The 17,913-nt window shown below is 59.0% G+C and carries 16 protein-coding genes; all 16 read right to left on the bottom strand.

What is annotated here, in order from left to right; all coding sequences use genetic code 11:
* Nucleotides 1-301: 301 nt before the first annotated feature.
* A complete protein-coding gene (locus tag ACA052_RS21195; RefSeq protein WP_497646639.1) occupies nt 302-1,777 on the bottom strand; it encodes a sigma-54 dependent transcriptional regulator in 1,476 nt (491 codons plus the stop codon).
* A gap of 173 nt (nt 1,778-1,950) precedes the next feature.
* Nucleotides 1,951-2,247: a flagellar protein FliT gene (locus ACA052_RS21200; RefSeq protein WP_497646640.1), complete on the bottom strand. Its 297-nt coding sequence runs from the start codon at nt 2,245-2,247 to the stop codon at nt 1,951-1,953.
* A 10-nt stretch (nt 2,248-2,257) separates the two neighbouring features.
* Entirely contained in the window at nt 2,258-2,656 is a 399-nt protein-coding gene (fliS, locus tag ACA052_RS21205) for a flagellar export chaperone FliS (RefSeq protein WP_497646641.1), read from the bottom strand.
* 133 nt (nt 2,657-2,789) lie between these two features.
* A complete protein-coding gene (gene fliD, locus ACA052_RS21210) occupies nt 2,790-4,229 on the bottom strand; it encodes a flagellar filament capping protein FliD (protein WP_497646642.1) in 1,440 nt (479 codons plus the stop codon).
* A gap of 83 nt (nt 4,230-4,312) precedes the next feature.
* Nucleotides 4,313-4,669: a flagellar protein FlaG gene (locus ACA052_RS21215; RefSeq protein WP_497650375.1), complete on the bottom strand. Its 357-nt coding sequence runs from the start codon at nt 4,667-4,669 to the stop codon at nt 4,313-4,315.
* A 70-nt stretch (nt 4,670-4,739) separates the two neighbouring features.
* Entirely contained in the window at nt 4,740-5,591 is an 852-nt protein-coding gene (locus tag ACA052_RS21220) for a flagellin domain-containing protein (protein ID WP_497646643.1), read from the bottom strand.
* A 237-nt stretch (nt 5,592-5,828) separates the two neighbouring features.
* Nucleotides 5,829-6,101 carry a hypothetical protein gene (locus ACA052_RS21225; RefSeq protein ID WP_497646644.1) on the bottom strand — a complete coding sequence of 91 codons (273 nt, stop codon included), beginning with the start codon at nt 6,099-6,101 and terminating at the stop codon, nt 5,829-5,831.
* Entirely contained in the window at nt 6,098-7,390 is a 1,293-nt protein-coding gene (locus ACA052_RS21230) for a motility associated factor glycosyltransferase family protein (RefSeq protein ID WP_497646645.1), read from the bottom strand. The genes ACA052_RS21225 and ACA052_RS21230 overlap by 4 nt, the downstream gene beginning before the upstream one ends.
* A gap of 79 nt (nt 7,391-7,469) precedes the next feature.
* A complete protein-coding gene (locus tag ACA052_RS21235; RefSeq protein ID WP_497646646.1) occupies nt 7,470-8,396 on the bottom strand; it encodes a ketoacyl-ACP synthase III in 927 nt (308 codons plus the stop codon).
* Between the two features lie 228 nt (nt 8,397-8,624).
* Nucleotides 8,625-9,677 carry a pseudaminic acid synthase gene (gene pseI, locus ACA052_RS21240; protein ID WP_497646647.1) on the bottom strand — a complete coding sequence of 351 codons (1,053 nt, stop codon included), beginning with the start codon at nt 9,675-9,677 and terminating at the stop codon, nt 8,625-8,627.
* Complete coding sequence (pseG, locus tag ACA052_RS21245) at nt 9,670-11,175, bottom strand: UDP-2,4-diacetamido-2,4,6-trideoxy-beta-L-altropyranose hydrolase (RefSeq protein WP_497646648.1); 1,506 nt, start codon at nt 11,173-11,175, stop codon at nt 9,670-9,672. The genes pseI and pseG overlap by 8 nt, the downstream gene beginning before the upstream one ends.
* Nucleotides 11,172-11,867 (bottom strand): pseudaminic acid cytidylyltransferase, encoded by a 696-nt coding sequence (pseF, locus tag ACA052_RS21250; protein ID WP_497646649.1) that lies wholly within the window; start codon nt 11,865-11,867, stop codon nt 11,172-11,174. The genes pseG and pseF overlap by 4 nt, the downstream gene beginning before the upstream one ends.
* 136 nt (nt 11,868-12,003) lie before the next feature.
* Nucleotides 12,004-13,161, bottom strand: a complete 1,158-nt coding sequence (pseC, locus tag ACA052_RS21255; protein WP_497646650.1) for a UDP-4-amino-4,6-dideoxy-N-acetyl-beta-L-altrosamine transaminase — start codon at nt 13,159-13,161, stop codon at nt 12,004-12,006.
* Nucleotides 13,158-14,159: a UDP-N-acetylglucosamine 4,6-dehydratase (inverting) gene (gene pseB / locus ACA052_RS21260; RefSeq protein WP_497646651.1), complete on the bottom strand. Its 1,002-nt coding sequence runs from the start codon at nt 14,157-14,159 to the stop codon at nt 13,158-13,160. Before pseB ends, pseC begins: the two co-directional genes overlap by 4 nt.
* Before the next feature lie 30 nt (nt 14,160-14,189).
* Nucleotides 14,190-17,120: a TIGR00180 family glycosyltransferase gene (locus ACA052_RS21265; protein WP_497646652.1), complete on the bottom strand. Its 2,931-nt coding sequence runs from the start codon at nt 17,118-17,120 to the stop codon at nt 14,190-14,192.
* A 54-nt stretch (nt 17,121-17,174) separates the two neighbouring features.
* Nucleotides 17,175-17,912, bottom strand: a complete 738-nt coding sequence (locus ACA052_RS21270; RefSeq protein WP_497646653.1) for a cephalosporin hydroxylase family protein — start codon at nt 17,910-17,912, stop codon at nt 17,175-17,177.
* Between the last annotated feature and the right edge of the window lies 1 nt (nt 17,913).

The raw sequence follows: 17,913 nt of genomic DNA on the forward strand, positions 1-17,913 counted from the left end.
ATTTGAATAGGGGGCGAAGGCAGAACTCGCTGAGGGCAAGGGCCCTTCGGCGTGGCGCAGCACATTGGACATCAGCACGTGAAAATGCCCCGGCACACAACCGCCAATGAAATGTTGTTCTTTACTAACCAGAGGAGGGGCAAAGCAGGAAGCGTTCCAACTTCAAGAATCGACGTTAGTGGTGGGCTGGCGGGGGATTGCCCCCCGGATCGCCAGCGAGTGAAGATTAAAAGCGGTTTTCCCGGTAATCCGTAAAGAACCTAAAAAAAACCGCCTCTATGAAGAGCTAGAAAAACAGGCGTCAATCATCCGCCTGTTCATCACCCTCACGACGACTCATGCCGTACTTGCGCATCTTCTCCACCAGTGTGGTGCGACGAATACGCAGCCGTTCAGCGGCGCGCGCCACGATGCCATTGGCATCATCCAGCGCCTGCTGAATCAGCCCTTGCTCCAGGCCACCGAGGTAGTCCTTGAGGTCCAGGCCTTCCGGCGGCAACATCGCGCCGGCAGCGAAATCCGGTGTATGGCCGTTGATGGCCACGCGCTCTTCGAGATCGCTGCGCAGGCTGTCGACCAGTTGCTCGTCTTCGTCATCGACATAACGGAATTTCTTCGGCAACTCGACCACGCCGATCACCCCGTAGGGATGCATGATTGCCATGCGTTCCACCAGGTTGGCGAGTTCGCGAACGTTGCCCGGCCAGCCATGACGGCACAGCGACATGATTGCCGCGGAATTGAAACGGATCGAACCCCGCTTCTCGTGCTCCATGCGCGAGATCAACTCGTTCATCAGCAACGGAATGTCTTCGACGCGCTCACGCAGTGGCGCCATCTCGATCGGGAACACGTTCAGGCGATAGTACAAGTCTTCGCGGAAGGTGCCGATCTCGATCATGCTTTCGAGATTCTTGTGGGTCGCCGCAATGATCCGCACATCGACGCTCTGGGTCTTGTTGCTACCCACGCGCTCGAAGGTGCGCTCCTGCAACACGCGCAGCAACTTGACCTGCATCGGCAGCGGCATGTCGCCGATTTCGTCGAGGAACAGTGTGCCGCCGTTAGCCAGTTCAAAACGTCCGGCACGGCTGGTGATCGCCCCGGTAAAGGCGCCCTTCTCGTGGCCGAACAATTCGCTTTCCAGCAACTCGGCCGGGATCGCCCCGCAGTTGACGGGTACGAACGGCGCTTCGCGACGCTTGGAGTGATAGTGCAGGTTGCGCGCAACCACTTCCTTGCCGGTGCCAGACTCACCGAGGATCAGCACGCTGGCATCGGTGTCGGCGACTTGCTGCATCATCTGGCGGACATGTTGAATCGCCCGGCTGGTGCCGACAAGACTGCGGAAAAGATTGGGTTCACGGTGACGACCGCGCTCACGGGCCTGGTCGTACATCTCACGATAGACCTGGGCACGGTGCAGCGAGTCGAGCAGCTTGCTGTAGCTGGGCGGCATTTCGAGGGTCGAAAGCACTCGACGACGCTGGTCGTCCGGCAGGTCAACGGAAGAATTATCGCCCATTAACAAAACCGGAAGGAACTCATCCCAGGTTGAGAGTGTCTTTAAAAGTCCCGGAAGTGCGCCAGGCGCATTGACCGTCCCGATAAGGACACAGATCACTTCACGACTAGATGACAAAGAGCCGACAGCCTGCTGCCAGTCATGGCTACCGCAGGGTAAATTTTCTTCACCGAGAAAATTTAGAATCACCGCCAAATCGCGGCGGCGGACGCTATCGTCATCAATCAGCAGAATTTTGGTTTCACGCCACATGCAATAGCAACTTCCCTAGTCAACTCAATGCCCGAAATGATGGGGCAAGCTAGACGCTTGCAGACACGTTACGCCTGTAGACGCCTGAAATCTGGAACCAGCCACTAGTTAAGTCAAAAAACCGTGCACAGTCAAATTTATGGCGCACTATGTTTGGATTAACAGAGGATTAATTAACCAAACAGATGGTAAACCTTTGCCGCGTTCTGTGCTTGATGGATCTGCGACATCTCGTCGACTATCGCCTGCCTTTCTCCGGTTGCCGCCGCAAGAAGCTGCTTGTACACCCCCAGCAACTCCTCGAGGTTAACGCGCAACGCGGCCTCATCCAGTATTGCCTCACTCAAGACGTCTTCCATGCAGGAACGGCAAGCCAGGTCCAATTCACCGATGGCTTCCCAGTTGCGTTCGGCCAACGCACCGACCAACGCTTCTCGGGTCTGCTCGATTCGCTGCAATACAAGACTCATGGTGATCTCCTTAAAACTGCGGACTCGTCGGCTCGGCGATGCCATCCCAGCCGTCCTTGACGGTGCGAAGCAAATCGGCGACCTCATCGAGAATGGCCGGGTCGGTCTTGATGTTCGCCTCTGCCAGACGCTTCATCATGTAGATGTAGAGATTGTCCAGGCGCTCAACTTCGTCAGCCTTGTTCTCAAGATCCAGGCCCTCACGCAGGCCGCCAATGATACCAATGGCCTTGCTGATCAGGACGCCTTTACCCGGAATATCGTTACGCTCCATGGCCCCTTTGGCCTGGGCAATGCGATCCAGCCCACCCTCCATCAGCATCTGCACCAAGCGGTACGGACTGGCCTCGGAGACCTGAGCTTGCGCTCCAACTTTCTGATATTGCCGAAGGGCCAACATCGGATTCATGTTCTTACCTCATCACAACTCTAGGGCTCGCCTAACCAATATATCGTCTGCGAGTCAAAAAACTTTAAAGCAGAAGACAAAAACCCGGCGCGTTAAAACGCAGCCGGGTTTTTTTACGCCACAAATTTAACGATCAGGCTTTGGCTTGAGCGTTCAGGGTGTCGAAGAACGAAGTAATGTTGCTCGCCGTCGCCTTCATCTGCCCGACCAACAGGTCCATCGCGTTGTACTTGGCGGTCAACGTTGCTGTCATCGTGGTAACACGCAAGTCCAGTGCAACCTGCTGAGTACTCAGGTTGGTTTTCTGTTTGTTCAGGCTCGTATTGCGCTGATCCAGGATGCCGCCAGTCTGCGCGTACGGACTGATCGCCGTCTTCATCCGGGCCAGCAGGCCGTTCGTGCTGTTAGTACCGGTGAACAGTGTTTGCACCTGACTGCCCAGCGACTTGTCTTTCATCGCCGTGCTGAACTTGGCGGAGTCAAAGTTCAGCGTGCCGGTCTTCTGATCGGTGGTGATACCCAATTGCGCGAGCACCGACAACTGTCCGCCAGGGCCTGGAGTAGTCAGCTCTTTACGGATATCGGCAATCAACGAGCGCGGTAGCGAATCGCCGGTCATTGGCGCAGAGACCGTCAACTTGCCATCTTTGTCGGCAGTAGCCTGAGTCAGCGAGTTAACCGTTTTCACCAACGTGTTGTAGGCATCGACAAACGACTGGATCGAAGTCTGCAAGCCTGTCGCGTTGGTCGCCACAGTGACAGTCGAAGTGCCCGCCGCTGCCAGGGTCAGGCTCAATCCGCCTACCGACCCGCTGATGGTGTTGGTTTTGCTGGTCACTGGCAGACCATCAATGGTCAGGTTCGCATCAACGGCTAATGCACCAATGGTACCGGCACTGGCCGGATCCGGCAGTGTCTGCCCCGGGTTTGCAGGATCGGGGATAGTCCCCATCAACTGCGCGCCGTTAATATTCAAACCTGCAATACCGCTGACGACCAGGTCCGAGCCCTTGCCGGTCGTGGTCGACCCGATCACCAGGCGCGAGCCAGTGCTGTCGGTGACGATGTTGGCCGAAATACCTTGGGCACTCAGTGTGGTGTTGATCGCGTCACGAGTGGTCTGCAACGTAGCACCGGCAGGTATTGCAACGTTGTAGTCAGTGCCATTTTGACTGATTTTCAACGTACCAGTCGGAATGGCACTGGTCGCACCGCCTGCGAAAGAAGCACTGGCAACTTTGGAGCTGGTAGCCAGGTTGGTGACCTTAATGTTGTAGGTACCGTTGACGGCAGTGTTATCAGAGGTCGCGGTCAAGACGGTTGCGGCCGACGAAGTGGCGGCAAAACCGCTGAATGCAGGGCTTGTTGCACTGCTTAGCTTGTCCATGGCGGCCTGATAGGCGGCCAGGGCACTTTTCAGCGTGCCTACACCGGAAATTTTCGATGTATTGAGCGTGGTCTGGGTGGTGATCTGGTTCTGCTTGGCCGATTTGTCGGCGTTGACCAACGCAGTAACGATCGCATTGATGTCCAGGTTGGAGCCAAGACCCGTACCTGTAATTGGACTTGCCATGTACATCTCCCTTAATGTCTGCCGCCGGTCTTTTGACCGGTCACGCCGTCACATCAACGCACAAACACGATTCATGCCAGCTGTCAGGCTTTGGCATCAAACAGCACATTGCTCGCAGTGGTCAAACTTTCCGCCAGCTTCAACACTTCTTCCGAAGGGATCTGTCGCACCACTTCACCGGATTCCGTGGCAATCACTTTCACAACCACTTTTCCGGACGCCTCATCAATCGAGAACTCCAGATTGCGCTTGATCGACTGGACGAACTTCTCGATTTCCTGCACAGCCTTCTTAAGCTTGTTCGGATCCGAGTCTTTACTTTCAGCCACCGGCTGAACGCTATCGCTTGCGCTGTGAGACACGCCTGCCGGGTGAGCAGCCGCCGCGTTCGCCGGATGAGCAGCCAGGTAAGACAAGTTCAGCTTTACGCTCATGTCCATATCCATCACTCCTGAAACTAAAAAGCGAGAGAGCACGACAAGCGCACTCCCCCGCTAAAACTCAACCGAATTACTGAAGCAGCTTCAGTACAGCGGAAGGCAACTGGTTGGCTTGAGCCAGAACAGCGGTGGAAGCTTGTTGCAGAGTTTGCTGTTTGGTCAGGTTGGCAGTTTCAGCAGCGAAGTCAGTGTCTTGTACGCGACCCAGTGCAGCGGTGGCGTTTTCGTTGACGTTCTGCAGGTTGGAGATGGTGCTGGTCAGACGGTTTTGCGAAGCACCAAGGTTGGCGCGAACGGCGTTGACCGTGTCCAGAGCTTTGTCGATCGCGGTGATTGCACCGTCGATGGCCGAGAACGCTGCAGCACTGGTAGCACCCGTCAGAACGGTAGTACCCGAACCTACGGACAAGCTGGAAGCGGCGAAGCTGCTGCTCAGGGTCAGGGTGATCTGGTTAGCGGTACCGGTGTTGGAACCCACTTGCAGAGTCATGCTGCCAGCGGAACCGTCCAGCAGGTTTTTGCCGTTCAAGTTGGTGCTTTGGGCAATACGAGTCAGCTCGTCGGACAGCTGGGTGAACTCGGCGTTGGTTGCGGTACGGTCAGCAGTGATGTTGGTACCGTTGCGTGCCTGTACAGCCAGTTCACGCATACGCTGCAGAATGTTGGTGGTCTCTTGCAGAGCGCCTTCAGCGGTCTGAGCCATCGAGATACCATCGTTGGCGTTCTTGATTGCTACGGTCTGACCACGGATCTGGCTGGTCATACGGGTAGCGATCTGCAGGCCGGCGGCGTCGTCTTTAGCGCTGTTGATTTTCAGGCCGGAAGACAAGCGAGTCATGGAGGTCGACAGAGCATCCGAAGCACGGCCCAGGTTCTTTTGAACGTTCAGGGATGCAACGTTAGTGTTTACGCCTAATGGCATGATGAATTCCTCGTTGGTTGGGTACTGGCTTCCGGCCCTGGCAACCGCCGGGTATGGCCTAGAGAACCTTCGTAGTAGTTATCGTCGCGATTGCAGGTTGCTTGAGGGCTTTTTAAAAAAAAATTGCCATCACACTGCCACCCCTACGAAAACAAAGGCTTGCAAGACACCCACGAGAGAAAAATGACGCCAGAGAATTGCCGGCGACCTTGAATCGCGTCAGCCGGCAGAGGCTGCCTAGAGGTGAGACTGACCGGCTTCCAGCAACTCGACCAATTCATACTCAATCGAATCAGCCAGTCCCAACCAGTCCTGCGCTTCCTGAGCGGCGAACATCGACATCAGTAATTGCGCCCACTGCTGCTGGATCGCCTGAGGCATTTGACTGAACAGGTCCTGCGACTTTTCGAAGACATCGACCATGTTCAGCGCCGCCTCGACATCACGCCCAAGACGGAACAGCCCCGCACAGTGGCGGCAATCGATGACGCATTGTGCAAACCCGTTCACTGCACGAACTCCTGATTGAACGTCGTACCAACAATCATCGCGCCTGCCCGACTGCTGTTGAAAAAGCGTACCTGCGGGTGCCCGGCGATGTAGCGCTCCAGTTCGCACAGGTAACTGCGGAAATTCAACTGCGTGCTGACCCGCTGACCATTCCCGTCGAGTACCCAGTGCCTGGCCTGGCTGACACCAGGCCCCAAATCGCCATCGCTCCAGCCGGCATGGGTTTTATTCATGGGGAACGCAAAGTCGGCGCCGAACAGCGTGATCCGGTCCGCGCCCATTTTTACCGCCAGGTCCACCGCTGGATGAATCACGCTGCCGCCGACGTACAGTTCAGCCTTGGGGAGTTGCTGACGCAGAGCGGCATAGACCGGGCTGGCGGAATACCCGACGTAACGGGCCCCTTGCCAGGCCGCCAGCACCTGTGGATCGCTCAGGGGCAGGTAAACCAGAGGGATGTTGCCTGTGTCCTCGGGCGGCAGATGCTTGAAGCCGATGCGCTGGTCGATACTGACCACCACGTCCGGCGCGATGCCATGCTCGCGCAGCGGTCGATAGGCGGTATCGACGCTGATGAACAACGGCCGTGGCTCCTGCTCGCGCAGGGCCCGCAGTTGCTCGAAGTGCTGTTCGAGGCTGGGCCCCGTGGCGATGACGTAGACCTCCCGCCCCGGGCAGGTCGCGAACAGTTCGGCGACATCGGCATCCTGGCTGACCAGTTCAAGACTCTCTTCCAGCCGCTGGATAATTTCCGGGGACTGCGGATCGAACTCGCGATTGTTGAAGGCCAGGTGCACTTCACTGATCAGCCGATCACGAATCTTGGCGTTGAAATCGTCAGCCAGTAGCATCTCGGAGGGCAAGGCAAAAAACGGCATGTAGATGTCCGGCGACTCACCGGCGTACCTCAACTCGACCCGTGGATCACTGAGCCAGTGGCGCTGATCGAGCAGCTGCAGGGTCAACTTGAAAATCGCCCCGTTGAGGATATGCACGAACACACGCTGAGGGTCGGCGCTTTCCAGCAACACGGTCGGCAAGTCACCCAACCCTGTGCCATAGACATGCACCACCGGGCTGGCCGGGGGCAGACTGGCGGCCTGCAGGCGAGCTTCACGCGTGCGGTCATGGCGACTGGTGAGCTGAATGCCGGCGATGCTCAAGGTCGAGCCCAAACCTTCCACCAGTTCGGCCTGCTCTTGCATGCTGCCTTCGGTCATCAACCGCGCAAACAGCGCCGGCCAGCGTCGCTCTATCACCTGAGCATTGTGGTCAAAGCTGTCGCTCATATCGCCTCGCTCGCCATACAAAAAAAATAGCGCTCAAGATTACACCTTGAGCGCTATTTTTTATCCCTCAAAGTTCAGGTCAAGGACGATAAATAATCGCCGAACCCCAAGACAGACCGACACCAAAACCGCTCAACGCCACGCGCTTCCAGCTGGAATCGAGGACGTGTTTTTCCAGCAGCAACGGGATGCTCGACGACACGGTATTACCGGTCTCGACCATGTCCTTGATGAATTTTTCCGGCTCGCCTTCGAAGCGTCGCGCCACCGCGTCGACAATCGCCGCGCTGCCCTGGTGAATGCAGAAGGCATCGATATCGGCAGCCGTCAGCTGCGAGTCGGCCAGCAGTTCATGCAAATGCGCCGGGACTTTGAGCAGCGCGAAGTTGAACACCTGACGGCCGTTCATATAAAACACGCCATCGGTGACTTTCAGGTGCGGCGCACCGGAACCGTCGGTGCCGAACTTGGCCTTGCCCAACTGCCAGGGTGCGTTTTCACCCATCCAGGTCGCGGTGGCAGCGTCGCCGAAGAGCATGGTGGTGTTGCGGTCTTCCGGGTCGACGATCTTCGAATACGGATCGGCAGTAATCAGCAGGCCATTCTTCAGGCCCGTGGCTTCCATGAAGCCCTTCATCGCGTAGATGCCATAGACGTAGCCGGAGCAGCCCAGGGAAATATCAAATGCCGCCACGGTCGTCGGCAGGCCCAGTTTGTCCTGAACAATGGCGGCGGTGTGTGGCAAGCCTTCTTCATCGCCGTTCTGGGTGACGACGATCACCACGTCAATGGCTTCACGTTTCAAATCGGGGTTGTTGGCGAACAGCGCGTTGGCTGCTTCGACACACAGGTCCGAAGTTTCCTGCCCATCGTCTTTGCGTGGCAGGAAGGCCGAACCGATCTTGCCCAGGATGAATTCTTCATCCTTCTCGAATTTTGCACCTTGTGCGTAATTGTCCACGCCGGCTACAGGAACGTAGCTCGCAATGCTTTTTATGCCAATCATTACGGCTTCCCAATAATAAACAGCCCAATACCACCGCTCGTAATGATTCGAGGGGCGCCGACGAACAAAGGAAATCGTCGCCTCAATAAGGCGACAACGGGAAGCGTAAAAGGCTATCACTGGGCCAAAAACAGGCCAGGCGCCACCTTCCCGATCAATACAATACAGTGAAGATGCGCGTTATGACTCGCAGGTCACGCTATTTTGCCGAATCAGGGCGATCAGGCGTTATTCGACCAACGACCAGTCCAGCGGTGTCCCGCGCTTGATGGCGTGGCGCGCACGGCGCCCCAGAAGGGTTTCCGCGTGTTTAGGGGCCAACCCCAGGCCAGGACGAATGGCGCGCACATTAGCCGCGGTGAAAGGCTCTCCGGCCGCCATGTCCTGCGTGACGTACAACGAACGGCGATACACCAGCGACTTGCGCTCAGCCTCGGTGACGCCGTAATGCACCTGCCCCATGGCTTGCCAGGCGCGTTCGGTTTCGAGCACCAGGCTGGCCAGCTCGGCAGGTTCCAGTGAAAAACTGGCGTCCACGCCACCGGCGGCACGGTCGAGGGTGAAGTGCTTTTCCACCACCGTCGCCCCCAGCGCCACGGCGGCCACGGACACACCCACGCCCATGGAGTGATCGGACAGGCCGACTTCACAGCCAAACAATTCACGCAAGTGCGGAATCGTCCGCACATTGCTATTGGCTGGCGTCGCCGGGTAAGTGCTGGTGCACTTGAGCAACACCAGATCCTTGCAACCGGCCTCGCGGGCGGCACGCACGGTTTCGTCGAGTTCAGCGATGCTGGCCATGCCCGTGGAAATGATCAACGGCTTGCCGGTCGCCGCGACCCGCCGAATCAGCGGCAGGTCGGTGTTCTCGAAACTGGCAATCTTGTAGGCCGGTACGTCGAGGCTTTCGAGAAAATCGACAGCGCTGTCATCGAACGGTGTCGAGAACGCGAGCATGCCCAGCTCCTTGGCCCGAGCGAAAATCGGAGCGTGCCATTCCCAGGGCGTATGTGCTTTCTCGTACAGCGCGTACAGCGACGTTCCGGCCCACAGACTGTTGGGGTCCTTGATGAAGAATTCACCTTCGGACAGGTCCAGAGTCATGGTCTCGGCGGTGTAGGTTTGCAGCTTCAAGGCATGCGCACCGGCCTTGGCCGCGGCTTCGACGATCTGCAGCGCCACTTCAAGGGACTGGTTATGGTTGCCGCTCATCTCGGCAATGATGAACGGCGGCGCATCCGCACCGATCATGCGGTGACCGATCATGAAACTAGTCATTGCGGTGTTCCTTTAAAACGCGTGTGAACGCGCAGGCACGCTGAGTGAAACCTGCTTCACGAAAGATTTTCAGAGAGGGTTGATTGGCCGGTAAAACCTGCGCGGTGATGGCTTTCAATTGCGGCCAGTGGGCCGTCACAAAAGCTTCGCCTCGCGCCAGCAACGCCCTGCCCCAGCCCAGGCCGAACCGCCCTTCGAACAGGTAAATCGAGACTTCGGCTTCGAAGCCACGCAAGTCGTAACGCAGCACCCCGACCGGGCCGTCATCGGCTTCGGCGATCAACAACAAGCGCTGGTCATTGCTCAAACTGGCCGTCAGCCAGTTTTGATGTTGCTGCCATTCGATCACCCCGGTTTCCAGCGACCAGCGCCGCACCGCCTCGGCATTGCGCCCGTCGAACAACAACCGCGAATCGTCTGCCGTGGCCGGACGCACCTGCAACACTGCACCGGCCAGCGCTGCTGCAACGCGCGCCGCCCCTCGGCCATCGACCAGTTGCCGCGAGCGTTCGGCCAGACTCTGGCGTATGCCCTGATTGCCCGCGACAAAGCCGATCGCCTGACGTAGCTGTTCGACGCTGACCTGCTCCCGGGGGCCCAGATAAACATGAGCCCCCGAAGTTGCCATGGCTTCACCGTTGGCTTGCTGATTATTCGAGACCGCAATGCAGATGGTTGGCAGCCCCATGGCCGCCCGCTCCCAACTGGTGCCACCGCCGGCGCCGACGAACAGGTCAGCCTCAGTCATCAATCGGTAGAAGTCGCTGACAAAACCGTGCAAGCGCCAGTTCGGGTGATTCGCCGCCATAGCCTGCATCTGATCCCAGGCAGGGTTAGCGGCACCCGCCACAAAATCGACTTCCAATTCATGAAAATCCGCCAGTGCCAGCATCGCGTGATGCGTCTGCATCGCCACATCGAAGCCGCCGAAGTTCACCAGAACCTGCTTCGCCTGAGACTTGATCTCGATTGCCGGCCCGCAGAATTCATCGCGCAGCAGCGCAAAACGGGGACCGAGCAAGGTCTGGCAATCAGGCGTCAGCAGCGAAGCGTAAGCCTCTGGCGTGCCGGACATGTTCTGATTGAGCAGCAGATCGACGTCGTAGGTGCGAGTCGCCAGGTCATCCACAGCGGCAATCCGCGGAGCCCAACGACGGGCCGCCGTCTGCCAATGATGATCGAGGCCGTAGTGATCGACGATGATCCAGTCAAACGCTGGATGTTGCTCCAGCGCTTGCGCCAATGCGTCTATGTCCGCCTGCCACGGCAGCATGGATTCGATGGCCTGCTGCGGATCCTCACCAGGGTAACGATCTGGCAGCGCAAAGGTTTCGAAACCTTCGGCCGCCAATGCCTCCAGTCGATGCCCCGGCAGCAGACGACACGCAAACGCAACGTATGAGCCCTGCTGGCGCAAGGTTCTGGCCAGCGGCAACAAGCGCGCGATATGGCCACTGCCAATGGTGGGCGACGCGTCGGAACGGATCAGCACTCTCATTGCAATTCACCACCGGCCTTGAGCGCGGCGTACAGGTATTCGGCACGCGTCCAGTCTTCGGAGGTATCGATGTCCTGAACCAAGTGTCGCGGCAGGATCACCGGCAAACTCGCCGGCGAAAACAATACATCGCCACGCAACCAGGCTTCACTGCGCCCCCAATAGAATTGGCCGGCGTCCTGAAAAGCTTCGGGCAAATCCTGCGAGCGCGTCGTGCGAAATTCCGGGTAAAGCGACGTCAGCGCGCCCTGCTCGTCGAGGGTCAAGGCACGCTGGACCGGAAAACCGAAACGGGCGACGGAAAACGCGAACGACTTGTCGGGATGCTGCACCAACAACTCATGCCCCTGACGTAGATACCGCGCCTGCAACAGCGGCGCGGTCGCGTAGAGGCAACAGGCAAAATCGAACGCCGGCAGTTCATTCAAAGCATGCACGACGACCGCCGCGGTACCGGTGAAATCATCGGCCAATGCCGCGGGCCGCATGAACGGCACCTGCGCCCCGTGCGCCCGCGCCACCTCGGCGATTTCTTCATCGTCGGTGCTGACGATCACCTGGTCGAACAGTGCCGACTCGAGCGCTGTGCGGATCGAACGCACGATCATTGGCACACCGTCGAACAGCTTGAGGTTCTTGCGCGGTATGCGTTTACTGCCGCCGCGAGCCGGGATAATTGCGACGTTGTTCAATTGTGTTTTTCCTCCTGCTCTCTCAAAGGCCTGGTGCTCTCCCCGTAGGAGCTGCCGAAGGCTGCGATCTTTTGATCTTGATCTTCAGCGATCTCGCGAAAAAGCAAGATCAAAAGATCGCAGCCTTCGGCAGCTCCTACAGGACCAGTCGGCGCAGTTGCTCGACCACGTAGTCCTGTTGTTCATCGCTCAGCAAAGGAAACAGCGGCAGGCTGATCGCCTCGGCGTAGTAACGCTCGGCCTGCGGGAAATCACCCGCGGCGAAACCCAGGTCGCGATAGTACGGCTGCAAATGCACCGGAATGTAATGCAGGTTTACACCGACGCCGACGGCCCGCAAGCCTTCGAACACCTGCCGGTGGCTGAGGTTGATCCGATCCGTCTGCAACCGCACCACGTATAGATGCCAGGCCGACTCAGCCTCGGGTTGAGCACTCGGCAAGGTCAGCGGCAAGTACGCGAGCAAGCGGTCATAACGCGCCGCCAGTTCCCGGCGCCGTTCGATGAAGCCGTCCAGTTTGTTCAGTTGCGACAGGCCAAGCGCCGCTTGCAGATCGGTGATCCGGTAATTGAAGCCCAGTTCCACTTGCTGGTAGTACCAGGGACCGTGACTGGCTTCGGTCATCTGCTGCGGGTCGCGGGTCATGCCGTGGCTGCGCAGGCGCTGCAAGCGCTCGGCCAGTTCCGGGCGATTGGTCAGGACCATGCCGCCTTCGGCGCTGGTGATGATCTTCACCGGGTGAAAACTGAACACCGTCATGGCCGCGAATTCACCACAGCCCACCGGTCGTCCGGCATAGGTCGCACCGACCGCATGGGAGGCGTCTTCGATCACGGTGAAGCCATAACGCTCCGCTAGCGCGCCGATCATGCGCATGTCGCAGCTCTGGCCGGAGAACGCTACCGCCACCAGCACCTTGGGCAAGGTGCCGTCGCGCTCTGCCTGTTCCAGTTTTGCAGCCAGCGCATAGGCGTCGAGGTTCCAGGTCAGCGGATCGATGTCGACGAAATCCACGTCGGCGCCGCAGTAGCGACCGCAATTGGCCGACGCCAGAAAAGTGTTGGGCGTGGTCCACAACCGGTCGCCCGGCCCAAGCCCCGCCGCCAGGCAAGCAATGTGCAACGCCGCAGTGGCGTTGCACACAGCCACCGCGTAATCGGCCTGGCAACGCTCGGCCATCGCCTGCTCGAAACGCTCGATGGTCGGCCCTTGAGTCAGCCAGTCAGACTGCAACACGGCAACCACCGCATCGATGTCTGCCTGGTCGAGGCTTTGCCGACCATAGGGAATCATGCCGACAGCTCCGCGTGCAGGTCAGCAATCTGGCCAACAGAAAGGAAGTGCGGGTTGGTGTCGGAGCGGTACTCGAAATCTTCGCTCACCGGCCTGCCCTGCTCGCCCAGTTTGTCCACGGCAAAATCCACGTCGACGCTGGTGAAGCGAATCGACGGTTGAATCGTGTAGTGATCGTCGAACTCCAGGGTCATGCGCGCATCGTCCAGCGGCACCATCAGCTCGTGGAGTTTTTCGCCCGGGCGAATGCCGACATTTTTGTGCGGCAACTGCTCGGCCATGCCCCGCGCCAGATCGACGATACGGATGGACGGAATCTTCGGCACGAACACTTCGCCGCCATGCATGCGGGCGAAGCTGTCGAGCACGAACTGCACACCGTGATCGAGGGTGATCCAGAAGCGCGTCATGCGTTCATCGGTAATCGGCAACTCTGTCGCGCCCTCTGTAATCAGCTTGCTGAAAAACGGTACGACCGAGCCGCGCGAGCCGGCCACGTTGCCGTAGCGCACCACGGCAAATCGGGTCTGCTGTTCGCCGGCAATGTTGTTGGCGGCCACGAACAGTTTGTCCGACAGCAACTTGGTCGCGCCGTACAGGTTGATCGGGCTGGCCGCCTTGTCGGTGGACAGCGCGACGACTTGCTTGACGCCATTGTCGATGGCCGCGGCGATGATGTTTTCCGCACCATTGACGTTGGTGCGGATGCATTCGGTCGGGTTGTACTCGGCCGCCGGCACTTGCTTCAGGGCCGCGGCGTGCACCACGTAGTCAATGCCGCGCATGGCCTGGCGCAAACGCTCGGCATCGCGCACGTCGCCCAGGAAGTAACGCATGCACGGCGCATTGAACGTCTGCTGCATTTCGTATTGCTTGAGCTCATCACGGGAGAACACCACCACGCGCTTGGGCTGGTATTGCTCCAGCAAGCGGCGGATGAAGTTGCGACCGAACGAGCCGGTGCCCCCGGAGATGAAAATCGATTTACCGTTGAACATGCCGCGAATCCTTCTACCTGTAGACCAGACTTAAACCAGCAACCGCGCCCAGTCCACGCTGGAGGCGTTGCCAAGGGTGAAACCCTTGCCGGTCAAGGCGAGGTTCTTGTTGTACGCCAGATCATGCTCAAACGGCCCGACCCATTTTTCACGCAAGGCCTGCAGGGCCTGCGGCGCGTCGGGCAAGGTGCCTGGGTGAATGACCTGCACTTGCGGCGTCCACACCACCAGATAACCCGCCTGACCAGCCTTGAGGCACAGGTCGACATCAGCGAAAGCGTCGGCGAACGCGTCTTCGTCCAGACCACCGACCTCGTCGAACAACGCTTTACGGATCATCAGGCACACGGCGGAAACGGCCGAGTAGTTTTGCTCCAGCACCAGGCGATTCAGGTAGCCCTTGGCGTCTTTCGGCTCGCCGACAAAGGCCGAACCGACACCGTCGTTCATGCCCAGGATCAGACCGGCCTGGGTCACGTTGCCGTCGCGGTCCTGCAACTTGGCACCGACCACGCCGACTTCCGGACGCTGGGCCTGGTTGAGCAGGGATTCGAGCCAGTTCGGGTTGACCACCTCGCCGTCCGCCGCCAACAGCACCAGGTATTCACCCTGGGCCTGCTGACTGGCTTCGTTGAACAACGCCGACGTGCTGAGGCGCTCTTGCGTGCGCAGCACACGGACCCGATCGCCCGGCTGCCCGAGACCGTCCAACCATTGCACGAGTTCCGGGGACTGGCTCGCGTTATCGGCGATCAGCACTTCGTAACGGGTATAGCGGGTGCGTTGGACGATGCCGGTCAGGCAACGTTGCAACTGCTCCAGGTTGTCCTGGCTTGGAACGATGATCGACACCAGCGGACGTTCCGGGTGACGGTAGTCGATACGGTAAGTACCCGGTTCTTCCGAGCTGACTTGCGCCTTGTAGCCACGGGTCGCGAGGTGTCGGATCAACGCCTGGCGTTCGTGGGCATTGTCTGCCAGCACCGGTGCCCGGGCGATCAGCAGCGGTTCGTCCAAATGCGCCAGCCAGGCCAGGCCACCGTCTTCGATGATGCGCAGCAACAGGTCGAATTCCAGCGCCTTGCTGAAGTCGGCCTGATAGCCACCTGCGGCCAGCAGCACATCCTTGCGGATCAGCCAGTGTCGCGCCATCAGCGTTGGCAGGCTTTGCAGCAAATCGAGATTGAAGCCGGGACGGAACACGTCAACCAGCGCGCCATGAGCGTCGCGCTGAATTTCGTCCGACGCCACCGCGCGGCATTCCGGCGCGGCGAGCAGTTCCAGACCAGCACGCAACAGGCCGCCAGCGGTGAACTCATCACCCGCCTCGGTCAGCAGCAACCAGTCGCACGTCGATTGACGCGCGACCTGATTGAGCTTGTCGACATAGTTAACCGGTGTCACGCGAACAAAGTGCAGCGTGTTGTGTTCGGTCGTTGCGGCCAGCGGTTCGCCCGTGGTGAACACCACGATCTTGAAGGCGTGGTTGCGACCTTCCAGCAAACTGTCGAGGGTCATCTGCAACTTGGCGGCGTCGTTGTCGAGGTCCAGCACCAGAATGCCGAACTGTGGGCCGCCGCTGTGTTCAGCCAGGTAACGCGAGGTCGCGGCGACTTCATCAGCGTCCGGCGCACGCGCCGCCAGCCACTTGAGCAAGCGACCGGAGCGCATGGCACCGAACGCCTCTTCATTGCCTTGGGTCGACACCGCGTCCAGGCGCTCGGCCCAGGCGAACATGTCCCGCGCTCCGTCGGCTTCGCCCAGCAGTTCCAACTGCTGCGCCAGACGCTTGACCACCTGACGGTTGAACCGACCCGCTTCGTACGCATGCCACAACCGATCGACAACGCTTTCGGCGGTGTCGTTGTTGCGTGGCCGCATCATGTCTTCCTGATCCGCCCAGATGCCTTCGAGCCCTTGCAGCTGAACGCGGCCGGCCGGCATGGCGTGCAGCAGAAACTCGTATTGGCTCAACAGATCGAAGAACGGCTGATTGTAGTAAGGCAGCTCAACGTACTGATGAAGCCCGAAGGTACGATCTGGCCCCTTCTGCACGTTGGTCCAGCGCGACTCGATAATCGGTTCGGCGGTCAGCGAGCGCCCGGTGCGCAGGCAGTCGCCCATGGCCTCGAAACTGTCCAGTGCCAACTGCTTGCCCTGCGCCGGATCGAGACCGGTCAGCGCGCTCGGCAACGTCGACAGCAACTCGGCGAACGCCTCACGCTCCGCCACCGATTTGGCGTCGCTGGCGGTCAGGGTGCTGAACACCTCGGTCTTGTGCTCCGAGGCCAGGTAGTTGACCTCACGCACCACGTAAGGGATCGGCAACATGCGCGCCTTGGACGTGGCCAGCATGTAGTACGCATGGCCGATTTCCTGCCATTCGAAGCTGGTGTCTTCCGGCATGATCGCGTACCAGTCGCGCAACAGCTCCACGCGGTGAACCGCATAGAACGGCGGAATGTACTGCTGCATGAAGTCGATGACCCGGTCCTGAGCGCGCTCGGCCGAGTAGTCTTCACAGACCTTCTTGTCACGGCGGTAGTAGCTCACGCTGCTCGCCAGGGTCAGGTACATCAGGCAGTAGCCGTGGCACATGCCGTAATCCGGGTTCGACTCCAGGAACGAAACCGAAGCCTGGATCGCGTCATGCACGATGAAATCATCGTCGGCGGCAAATATCATGTACGGCGTAGTGACCTGTTGCACGCCATAGTCGAGCTTGGCCCGCAGGCCCTGATAGCCGAACTGCGGCACATGCCGATAGTCGACCGAAGGGAACACACCCTCGATGCCATTGGTGACCTGGGTCGAAGAGTCCAGCAGCAAAATCCTGCAAGGCAAGGCGCTGTAAAACTTGACTGCCCGGCGCACAAAGGCCGGACGGTTGTGGGTGACCAGCACCACCGTCAACAACTCGTTCAGTGGTAATCCGCTTTCAGAACCATACTTGCCTTGCATTTTCTTCCCCACAACCGGCGCAGCGCCCGATGAACTCAACAATGATGTCGTTGCTTAGCGAACGCGACGCAGATAGCCGTCCGGCGCCACGGTGATCAGCAGCTTGTTCTGCAACTGACGATCGATCTCGAAGTCAGCGTTCTCTTCCAGGTATTTCCATACCGCGGTCTTCGGGTTGTCGCCCGGGCCCCAAGGACGATCCGGGAAGAAATCGGCCGGCATGTCTTCGACCACGGTGTCCATGACCACGCAGTAGCTGTCCACCGACACCAGTGGCGCGTACAGGCGCAGCTCTTCCAGCACGTGGTCGTGGGTGTGGTTCGAATCCAGCACCAGGATGACTTTCTTGCCTTCGGCGGCCACACGCACTTGCTCGGCGATGGCCGGGTCGATGCTCGAACCTTCGATCATTTTGATGCGCTTGCTCATCGGGTGGCTTTCGATGGCGTCGCGGTTGTGCGGACGAATATCGAGGTCGATGCCCAGCACTTCACCGTGACCTTGCAGCTCCAGCAAGGATGCGTAGTAGATGATCGAACCGCCGTGGGCGATGCCACATTCAATCACCAGGTCCGGTTTGACCTGCCAGATGATTTCCTGCATCGCCATCATGTCTTGCGGCAGCTGGATGATCGGACGGCCCATCCACGAGAAGTGGTAGCTGTACTTGTGCTTGGCCGATTGATTGAAGAAATCCTGGGCCAGGCCCGTCAGTTTCTGGTCATCGCCCTGAGCTGCGATTTCTGCCTGACATTGGGCTTCGAACGCTTTATTGATGGTGTTGTCGGTCATT

Source organism: Pseudomonas sp. LBUM1644 (assembly GCF_059716195.1).

Excerpts from the sequence above, each read along its gene's own strand:
- ACA052_RS21195 (WP_497646639.1), bottom strand. The coding sequence starts at position 1,777 with ATGTGGCGTGAAACCAAAATTCTGCTGATTGATGACGATAGCGTCCGC.
- ACA052_RS21200 (WP_497646640.1), bottom strand. The coding sequence starts at position 2,247 with ATGAGTCTTGTATTGCAGCGAATCGAGCAGACCCGAGAAGCGTTGGTC.
- fliS (WP_497646641.1), bottom strand. The coding sequence starts at position 2,656 with ATGAATCCGATGTTGGCCCTTCGGCAATATCAGAAAGTTGGAGCGCAA.
- fliD (WP_497646642.1), bottom strand. The coding sequence starts at position 4,229 with ATGGCAAGTCCAATTACAGGTACGGGTCTTGGCTCCAACCTGGACATC.
- ACA052_RS21215 (WP_497650375.1), bottom strand. The coding sequence starts at position 4,669 with ATGGACATGAGCGTAAAGCTGAACTTGTCTTACCTGGCTGCTCATCCG.
- ACA052_RS21220 (WP_497646643.1), bottom strand. The coding sequence starts at position 5,591 with ATGCCATTAGGCGTAAACACTAACGTTGCATCCCTGAACGTTCAAAAG.
- ACA052_RS21230 (WP_497646645.1), bottom strand. The coding sequence starts at position 7,390 with ATGAGCGACAGCTTTGACCACAATGCTCAGGTGATAGAGCGACGCTGG.
- ACA052_RS21235 (WP_497646646.1), bottom strand. The coding sequence starts at position 8,396 with ATGATTGGCATAAAAAGCATTGCGAGCTACGTTCCTGTAGCCGGCGTG.
- pseI (WP_497646647.1), bottom strand. The coding sequence starts at position 9,677 with ATGACTAGTTTCATGATCGGTCACCGCATGATCGGTGCGGATGCGCCG.
- pseG (WP_497646648.1), bottom strand. The coding sequence starts at position 11,175 with ATGAGAGTGCTGATCCGTTCCGACGCGTCGCCCACCATTGGCAGTGGC.
- pseC (WP_497646650.1), bottom strand. The coding sequence starts at position 13,161 with ATGATTCCCTATGGTCGGCAAAGCCTCGACCAGGCAGACATCGATGCG.
- pseB (WP_497646651.1), bottom strand. The coding sequence starts at position 14,159 with ATGTTCAACGGTAAATCGATTTTCATCTCCGGGGGCACCGGCTCGTTC.
- ACA052_RS21265 (WP_497646652.1), bottom strand. The coding sequence starts at position 17,120 with ATGCAAGGCAAGTATGGTTCTGAAAGCGGATTACCACTGAACGAGTTG.
- ACA052_RS21270 (WP_497646653.1), bottom strand. The coding sequence starts at position 17,912 with ATGACCGACAACACCATCAATAAAGCGTTCGAAGCCCAATGTCAGGCA.